This is a genomic window from Rhodococcus sp. YH1, from assembly GCF_009939605.1.
Taxonomy (GTDB): Bacteria; Actinomycetota; Actinomycetes; order Mycobacteriales; family Mycobacteriaceae; genus Rhodococcus; species Rhodococcus aetherivorans.
The window spans coordinates 1-8,014 of the sequence record NZ_WVTE01000104.1 but is presented as its reverse complement, the minus strand read 5'-3'; the positions used below and the strand labels follow the sequence as shown (position 1 = coordinate 8,014).

The following is an 8,014-nucleotide window of genomic DNA, read 5'->3' as shown; positions in this document are numbered from 1 at the left end:
TGTTCGGTCAGCCCTACGACGCGGATCCGGAGTTGTACCGGTCGGCGTCGCCCCGGCACCGGGTGCCGATCGGTGTGCCGGTCGCTCTCGTGCACGGCACCGAGGACGCCCAGGTGCCGGTGAAGGTCGCCGAGCGCTATGCCGCGGCGGCGGTCGCCGCGGGCGATCCGGTGGAACTGCACGTCGTCGACGGGGAGGACCACTTCGCGTTCCTCGACAAGCGGACCCGCAGCTGGGCGCTGTCGCGCGACCTGCTGCTCGCCCCCGAACCGCTGGGCTCGGGGGCGCGCTCGGCGGGCTGAGCGCTCAGCCGCGGCGGGGCAGGACCGCGACGACGACGACGGCGCCGACGGCCAGGGCAAGGCCGCCGACGAGACTCGCCGACGTGATCGCCTGCGAGAAGGCGGAGGCCGATGCGTCGAGAAGCGGCTGGGCGTAGGAGGAGACGAACGGGTTCTTCGCCAGCTCCTCGGCGACGATCGCCGCACCGCCGACCGAATCGCCCGCCGCAGCGACGGCCGCGTCGGCCTGGGCGGCCATCGGCCCGTCGAGAGTCGCGAGCGGCAGTCCCGTGAGGAATCCGGAGATCTCGCGCTGGTAGGTGGTGGCCAGCACCGAGCCCAGCACGGCGATGCCGAGGGATCCGCCGAGCTCGACCGCGGTGTCGTTCAGGCCCCCTGCGGCGCCGAGGTCGGACTCGGGGAATCCGCTCATCACGAGGTCCGTGGCCGGGGGTGCGGCCAGCCCGATGCCGAGGCCGAGGAGCACGAGCGAGACGAGGAACAGCCCGTATCCGGAACCGTCGTCGACGAGGGCGAGAGCGAGGACGCCGGCCGCGGCGACGGCCGTTCCGGCACCGATCGCGACGCGGGCGCCGAGGCGTGGGGCCAGCCGCCCGCTCACGGCCGATCCGATCGACACGGCCCCGGCCAGGGGGAGCAGGCGCAGACCGGTGTCGAGGGGGCTGTAGCCGAACACGAACTGGAAGTGCTGCGCCACGAAGTAGATCGCCCCGAACGACGCGAGGAAGAGCAGCAGCACGGACAGGCACGCGCCGCCGACGGAACGGTCGGTGACCCGCCCGAGGTCCAGCAGCGGCTGCGGGTGGCGCAGTTCCCAGGCGACGAACGCGGCACCGGCGAGGGCCGCGACCGCCAGGGATCCGAGCGACGTTGCGTTCCAACCGAAGTGGAAGCCCTCGATGATGCCGAAGACCAGGGCGCCGACGGCCGCCACGGACAGGGCGCCGCCGGCCCAGTCGATACGGGTGAGGTGCTCGGCCCGGGACGGCGGCACCAGCGCGAGCGCCGCGACCGCGGCGAACGCCGCGATCGGCACGTTGATGAGGAAGGTCGAACCCCACGCGTGCTGTTCGAGCAGCCAGCCCGCGAGCAACGGGCCGAGCGCGATCGCCAGTCCGGAGGTCGCGGCCCAGGCGGCGATGGCGCGGGGCCGTTCCGAGGCCGGGAACATGGCGACGAGCAGGGACAGGGTCGCGGGCATGATCACCGCGGCGCCGACCCCCATGGTGATGCGGGCGACGATCACCTCGGTCGCGGTGCCGGCGAGGCTGCCGAACACGGCCCCCGCGGCGAAGACGGCCAGGCCGGCGAGGAGGGCGCGCCGCCGGCCGTAGCGGTCGCCGAGGACGCCGGCGAGCAGCATCAGCGCGGCGTAGGGGACGGTGTAGCCGTCGATCACCCACTGCATGTCGGTGCTGGTGAGCCGCAGTTCGCGCAGCATGCTCGGCGCCGCGACGATCAGCGCGGTGTTCGCCATCACGACGATCAGCAGGCTCAGGCAGAGCACGGCGAGGCCGGCCCACCGTCGCGGATACGGGCGGGTGGGATCTGCGGTCGAGCGGGTCAGGATCGAGGTCATCGGCGCTCCTCACGGGATGCGGGCATCGGCAGTAATTTGCACAACACTGTGCAAGTTAGAAATTTGCACACGTGTGTGCAAGTAAAGTTGACGGACGTCACACCCGGCGGCGGAAGAAGGTGTCAGCGTGGCGGAACCGGTCCGGGGGCCGCGGCGGCGGACGAGCGGGAACCGAGCCCGGATCCTCGAGGCGGCGATGGGGTGTTTCGCCGCCGACCCGGACGCCAGCATGGACGACGTCGCGCAGGCCGCCGGCGTGGTGCGCCGCACCGTCTATGCCCACTTCCCGAACCGCGAGGCGCTCGTCGACGGCATCGCCGAGGAGGCGGCTGCCGCGCTCGCCGCCGCGGTCGACCGGCCGGACCCCGAGGAGCCCGACCTGGCGCTCGCCGTCGCGGCCCTGATGACCTGGCCCGTCGGTGACCGCTTCCGCGTGCTGCTGTCCTTCGCGCGCAAGGAGGTCGGCGACGAGCGCATCGGCGAACTCATCGCCCCGCTGCGCGCCCGCACCCTCGCGATCGTGGAGCGGGGCTGCCGGTCGGGGGTGTTCTCCGCCTACCTTCCGGCCGTCGTCCTCGTCGGGATGCTCGAGGGGCTCACCATGGCGACCCTCGAGCAGGCCAATCTCGGGGTGGTGCACGACGCCGGGGAGACCGTCGCCCTGGCCGCCCTCGTCCTCATGGGGGTCCCGCCGGAGCGGGCCGTCGACGTCGTCCAGCGGGCCCAGCGAGCGCAGCGGGATCGGCGCGCGGCGCACGGCCCGGGCGGCAATGCGGTGGGGCGCGGGGACGCCCGGCGCTAGACTGGCATCGTCACGACGCCCGTCGTGCGCGAGACGAACCGAAAGCAGGCCGTACCGTCCACGTGAGTGAACCAGACGACACCCGAGACACCGGGAACGCCGAACGGACCACCGTCCGTTCCCACCTGGACCTGCCGCCCGAAGCTGCGGCGCCGCTGCTCGGCTCGGCCGACGAGAATCTCATCGCCCTCGAACGGGCCCTCGGTGCGGACATCCACGTACGCGGCAACTCCGTCACCCTCACCGGCGCGCCGGCGGACGTCGCGCTCGCGGAACGGGTGCTCGGGCAGCTCGTCACCCTCGTCGGACGCGGGCAGGCGGTGACCCCGGACGCGGTGCGCCGCACCGTGGGCATGCTCACGCAGGGTCTGTCCGACTCGCCGGCCGACGTCCTCAGCCTCGACATCCTGTCCCGGCGCGGCAAGACCATCCGGCCCAAGACCCTCAACCAGAAGCGCTACGTCGACGCCATCGACACCAACACGATCGTGTTCGGCATCGGGCCCGCGGGCACCGGCAAGACGTACCTCGCCATGGCCAAGGCCGTGCAGGCGCTGCAGTCGAAGCAGGTCACCCGCATCATCCTCACCCGGCCCGCCGTCGAGGCCGGGGAGCGACTCGGCTTCCTGCCGGGCACGCTGCACGAGAAGATCGACCCGTACCTGCGCCCGCTGCACGACGCGCTGCACGACATGATGGACCCGGAAGCCATCCCGAAGCTGATGCAGGCCGGGGTCATCGAGGTCGCGCCGCTGGCGTACATGCGCGGACGCACCCTCAACGACGCGTTCATCATCCTCGACGAGGCGCAGAACACCACCGCCGAGCAGATGAAGATGTTCCTGACGCGTCTCGGCTTCGGTTCCAAGATCGTCGTCACCGGCGACACCACGCAGGTGGACCTGCCCGGCGGTGCCCGCTCCGGCCTGGCGGCCGCCGCCGAGATCCTCGAGGGCATCGACGGCATCCATTTCGCCGTCCTCGACAGCAGCGACGTGGTGCGGCACCGGCTCGTCTCCGACATCGTCGACGCCTACGAGCGTTTCGAGGCCGATCGGCCGGCCGGCGTCGCCATGGGCAACCGGGCCCAGCGGCGGGCAGCAGCCCAGAGCCGGGTGCCGCGCCGGTGACCGTGACCGAGGGCCCCGCCCGTCTCGTACCCGCCGTGTCCGCATTTGCCCAGAAGGAATGCCACAGATGAGCATCGAGATCTCGAACGAATCGGGGATGGACGTCGCCGAGGAGGACCTGATCGACATCGCGCGGTTCGTCATCGCCCGGATGGACGTGCATCCGGCCGCGGAACTGTCGATGGTGCTCGTCGACTCCGACACCATGGCCGATCTGCACATGCGCTGGATGGACCTGCCCGGCCCCACCGACGTGATGTCCTTCCCCATGGACGAACTCGAGCCCGGCGGCCGCCCCGACGCCCCCGAGCCCGGCCCCTCGATGCTCGGCGACATCGTGCTGTGCCCGTCCTTCGCCGCGGAACAGGCCGAGAAGGCCGGCCATTCGCTCGCGCACGAACTCGCCGTGCTCACGGTCCACGGGATGCTGCACCTGCTCGGGTACGACCACGCCGAGCCCGACGAGGAGAAGGAGATGTTCGGTCTGCAGAACCAGCTCCTCGAGGAGTGGTACGAGGAACTGCGGCGCGCCGAGCACGAGGCCAGGCTCGCGGCCCGCGATCAGCAGCTCCTCGGCAAGGCCGGCTTCTTCGACCCGACCGAGCGGTAGCGGCCTCGTGATCGGAGCACTGGCGTGAGCGCCCCCGCGCTCGTCGTCGTCGCCGTCGTGCTGGTGGCGCTCGGCGGGCTGTTCGCGGCGGTCGACTCGGCGCTGAACACCGTCTCCCCGGCCCGCGTGGAGGAACTCGCCAAGGGCGAGCGGCCCAGCGCGCAGAAGCTGCTGGTGATCCTCGAGGACCGGCCGCGGTACGTCAATCTCATGGTGCTGCTGCGCATCCTGTGCGAGATCACCGCGACGGTGGTGCTGGTGGCGGCGCTGCTCGACTGGATGGGCCACACCGGGGCGCTGGTCGCCAGCGCCGTGATCATGGTGCTCGTGGACTACATGGTGATCGGCGTGGGCCCCCGAACCCTCGGTCGCCAGCACGCGTACCCCATCGCCCTGGCCGGGACCGTGCCGTTGCGCGTGATCGGTGTCCTGCTCGGCCCGCTGAGCCGGCTGCTGATCCTGATCGGCAACGCGATCACCCCCGGCCGGGGATTCCGGAACGGGCCGTTTGCCAACGAGATCGAACTGCGCGAGCTGGTGGACATGGCGCAGGAGCGCGGCGTCGTCGCCGCCGAGGAACGGCGAATGATCCAGTCGGTGTTCGACTTCGGTGACACCACCGCACGCGAGGTGATGGTGCCGCGCCCCGAGATGGTGTGGATCGAGGTGGACAAGACCGCCGGCCAGGCGACGTCGCTCGCGGTGCGCAGCGGGCACTCCCGCATCCCGGTGATCGGCGAGAACGTCGACGACATCCGCGGCGTCGTGTATCTCAAGGACCTGGTGCAGCAGACCTACTATTCGCGCGACGGCGGCCGGAGCGTGACCGTCGCCGAGGTGATGCGCCCGGCGGTGTTCGTGCCGGATTCCAAGCGCCTCGACGATCTGCTGGCCGACATGCAGCGCGACCGCAACCACATGGCGCTGCTCGTCGACGAGTACGGCGGCATCGCCGGGCTGGTCACCATCGAGGACATCATCGAGGAGATCGTCGGCGAGATCGCCGACGAGTACGACACCGGAGAGATCGCGCCCGTCGAGGATCTCGGCGATGACACCTTCCGGGTCTCCGCGCGGTTGCCCGTCGAGGACCTCGGTGACCTGTTCGACGTTGCGCTCGACGACATCGAGGTCGACACAGTCGGCGGTTTGCTCGGGTTCGTGCTCGGCCGGGTACCGTTGCCGGGTTCCGAAGTGGAGACCCACGGTCTGCGGCTGCGCGGCGAGGGCGGCCGCGACGCCCGGGGCCGGGTCCGCATCAACACCGTGTACGTGCAACGGGTCCCCGCGACGGAGACGGCCGAGACCGCCGCCGAGGAATCGGTCGACGGGTGACCGCGGCTGTCGACGCAACGACACCCACCGTGCCGATCCGCACCGCCGGCACCGCAGACGAGGAGCTCGTATGACCGACCCCGACTTCCGTTCCGGCTTCGTGTGTTTCGTCGGACGGCCCAACACCGGGAAGTCGACGCTGACGAATGCGCTCGTGGGCAGCAAGATTGCGATCACCTCGTCGCGTCCGCAGACCACCCGGCACACCATCCGGGGCATCGTGCACCGTGAACACGCACAGATCATCCTCGTGGACACCCCCGGCCTGCATCGGCCGCGGACGCTGCTCGGGCAGCGGCTCAACGACTTGGTGCGCGACACCTATTCGGAGGTCGACGCGGTCTGCGTGTGCATCCCGGCCGACGAGAAGATCGGCCCCGGCGACCGCTGGATCGTCGAACAGGTGCGGCAGGTCGCCCCGCGCACGAAGCTGATCGGCATCGTCACGAAGATCGACAAGGTGAGCAAGGAGCGGATCGCGCCGCAGCTGCTCGCCGTCTCCGAGCTGCTCGGACCGGACGTGGACGTCGTGCCCGTGTCCGCCACCTCGGGCGAGCAGCTCGAGGTCCTCATCGACGTCCTCGCCTCGCACATGGAACCCGGGCCGGCGTTCTATCCCGACGGCGAACTGACCGACGAGCCCGAGGAGACGCTCATGGCCGAGCTGATCCGGGAGGCCGCACTCGAGGGACTCGGCGACGAGCTGCCCCACTCGCTCGCGGTGGTGATCGAGGAGATCACCGAGCGGGAGGGTCGCACCGAGAAGCAGGGCGAGCTGCTCGACGTGCATGCGCTGCTGTACGTGGAGCGGCCGAGCCAGAAGGGCATCGTGATCGGCAAGGGCGGCGCCCGCCTGCGTGAGGTGGGCACCGCTGCCCGCTCCCAGATCGAGAAGCTGCTCGGGGTGAAGATCTACCTCGATCTGCACGTGAAGGTCGCCAAGGACTGGCAGCGCGATCCGAAGCAACTCGGCCGCCTCGGCTTCTGACCGTCGCGTGCGGTGTCGTCGGAGGGCCCCGACAGGAAGGGATGCGCAGTGCCCTCTCCCGCATCGCTCGCGCCGACCGGTCGGGTCCGCCCGGGAGGCGGTCGTGGCCGGTGACCCCGGAGGCGGTCTGCGAGGCATGATCGTGCGTCACCGCGTCGCGTTCGGTCTCCTCCTTGCGCTCGCCTCGTCGGCGTTCGCCGTGCTGTGGCTCTTCGTCGTGCCCGCGCGAGCCGACGAGACGACCGGCGTGCAGTCGGCCGCGATCCGCTACGCCCATCCGGCGTGCTGGATGCTGCTGGCCGCGGCGTCGGCCCTGTTCGCGACGCGCGCCCCGCGCCGGGCCGTCGACGCCGTCGCGTGGAGTGCGCTCGTCGCGTATGCGGTCTTCGTGGTGGCGACCCTGGCCTGACCCGTGTCGGCGGCCCGTGTGCGGCCCGCGGTCAGTCCGCCGCGGCGGGCACCGTGCTGCGCACCAGCTGCAGCACCGCCGCCGAGAGGTCGGGCGCGGCGCCGGTGGCCAGGCGGCGCAGCTGGAGTCCGGTGATGGTCGCGACCAGGGTCGGGGCGACCGACTCCGGTCGGGGGACACCGAGTTCGGTGAGGATGGTCACGGTCAGCGCGTCGTAGGCGGCCCAGCATCGGGCCGCCGCCTCCCGCAACTGTGGATCCCGGCCGGCCTGGACGTAGAGCTCGAACGGCGCGATCCGCTCCGCCGAGAACGACAGGTCCTCGGCGACCTGTCCGGTGAGTGCCGCGGCGTCGGCCAGGCTCAGTCCGCGACCACGGTAGTCCTCCGCCAGATCGCGCAACCGCGTGGTCTCGTCTGCGACGAACGTCGTCAGCGCCGACCGCAGCAGGTCGGACTGGGTGGGGAAGTGGTAGGTGATCGAGCCGAGGGAGACTCCCGCCCGGGCGGCGATGCGGCGGTTGGTGATCGCGGCGATGCCGTCCGTGCCGATCAGATGCAGGGTCGCGGCCACGATCGCGCCGCGGACGTCCGTGCCCATCGAGGTCACCACCACCGCTGCGGCGTGTGACGATCCCAGCGCAGTTCCGACTCGAGCTGGGCGGCGAGGGAGATCAGCAGGGGCTCCGCGTTCTCGTGTCCCATGAGCTGGGCGCCGACCGGCAGGCCCGATCCGGTGAAGCCCGCCGGGATGTTCACGCTCGGCCAGCCCAGGACGTTCCACGGCCAGGTGTAGGGGCAGGCGGCCGTGATCACCTTGTCGGTGGCCCAGCCCCCGAGGCCGTCCATCGCCTCCACCACC

General features: G+C 71.3%; 10 protein-coding genes. 7 read left to right on the top strand and 3 right to left on the bottom strand.

What is annotated here, in order from left to right:
* Nucleotides 1–302: prolyl oligopeptidase family serine peptidase (locus tag AIIKEEIJ_RS09815; RefSeq protein WP_161995547.1), on the top strand; the 302-nt coding region annotated here is incomplete at its 5' end.
* 4 nt (nucleotides 303–306) lie between these two features.
* Here AIIKEEIJ_RS09815 and AIIKEEIJ_RS09810 read toward each other — a convergent pair.
* The gene (locus AIIKEEIJ_RS09810; RefSeq protein ID WP_006943873.1) at nucleotides 307–1,881 is read right to left on the bottom strand and encodes an MFS transporter; all 1,575 of its coding nucleotides are present in this window, start codon (nucleotides 1,879–1,881) and stop codon (nucleotides 307–309) included.
* 127 nt (nucleotides 1,882–2,008) lie between these two features.
* Here AIIKEEIJ_RS09810 and AIIKEEIJ_RS09805 point away from each other — a divergent pair, with 127 nt between their 5' ends.
* The 6 genes from AIIKEEIJ_RS09805 to AIIKEEIJ_RS09780 all read left to right on the top strand — a co-directional run bounded on the left by AIIKEEIJ_RS09805 (nucleotide 2,009) and on the right by AIIKEEIJ_RS09780 (nucleotide 7,155).
* The gene (locus AIIKEEIJ_RS09805; protein ID WP_161995546.1) at nucleotides 2,009–2,683 is read left to right on the top strand and encodes a TetR family transcriptional regulator; all 675 of its coding nucleotides are present in this window, start codon (nucleotides 2,009–2,011) and stop codon (nucleotides 2,681–2,683) included.
* A gap of 62 nt (nucleotides 2,684–2,745) precedes the next feature.
* Nucleotides 2,746–3,813, top strand: a complete 1,068-nt coding sequence (locus tag AIIKEEIJ_RS09800) for a PhoH family protein (RefSeq protein ID WP_006943882.1) — start codon at nucleotides 2,746–2,748, stop codon at nucleotides 3,811–3,813.
* A gap of 67 nt (nucleotides 3,814–3,880) precedes the next feature.
* Complete coding sequence (gene ybeY, locus AIIKEEIJ_RS09795) at nucleotides 3,881–4,423, top strand: rRNA maturation RNase YbeY (protein WP_006943887.1); 543 nt, start codon at nucleotides 3,881–3,883, stop codon at nucleotides 4,421–4,423.
* Nucleotides 4,424–4,447: 24 nt separating this feature from the next.
* Nucleotides 4,448–5,758, top strand: a complete 1,311-nt coding sequence (locus tag AIIKEEIJ_RS09790; protein WP_029544339.1) for a hemolysin family protein — start codon at nucleotides 4,448–4,450, stop codon at nucleotides 5,756–5,758.
* A 70-nt stretch (nucleotides 5,759–5,828) separates the two neighbouring features.
* A complete protein-coding gene (era, locus tag AIIKEEIJ_RS09785) occupies nucleotides 5,829–6,746 on the top strand; it encodes a GTPase Era (protein ID WP_006943889.1) in 918 nt (305 codons plus the stop codon).
* A gap of 136 nt (nucleotides 6,747–6,882) precedes the next feature.
* Nucleotides 6,883–7,155, top strand: coding sequence for a hypothetical protein (locus tag AIIKEEIJ_RS09780; protein ID WP_139311030.1), 273 nt, complete (start codon nucleotides 6,883–6,885; stop codon nucleotides 7,153–7,155).
* A gap of 31 nt (nucleotides 7,156–7,186) precedes the next feature.
* Here the strand turns inward: AIIKEEIJ_RS09780 and AIIKEEIJ_RS09775 are convergent, their stop codons facing one another.
* Both AIIKEEIJ_RS09775 and AIIKEEIJ_RS09770 read right to left on the bottom strand, forming a co-directional pair.
* A complete protein-coding gene (locus AIIKEEIJ_RS09775) occupies nucleotides 7,187–7,753 on the bottom strand; it encodes a TetR/AcrR family transcriptional regulator (RefSeq protein ID WP_037201765.1) in 567 nt (188 codons plus the stop codon).
* Between the two features lie 5 nt (nucleotides 7,754–7,758).
* Nucleotides 7,759–8,014, bottom strand: a 256-nt coding sequence (locus AIIKEEIJ_RS09770; protein WP_274386652.1) for an amidase family protein, incomplete at its 5' end; no start/stop codon positions are given.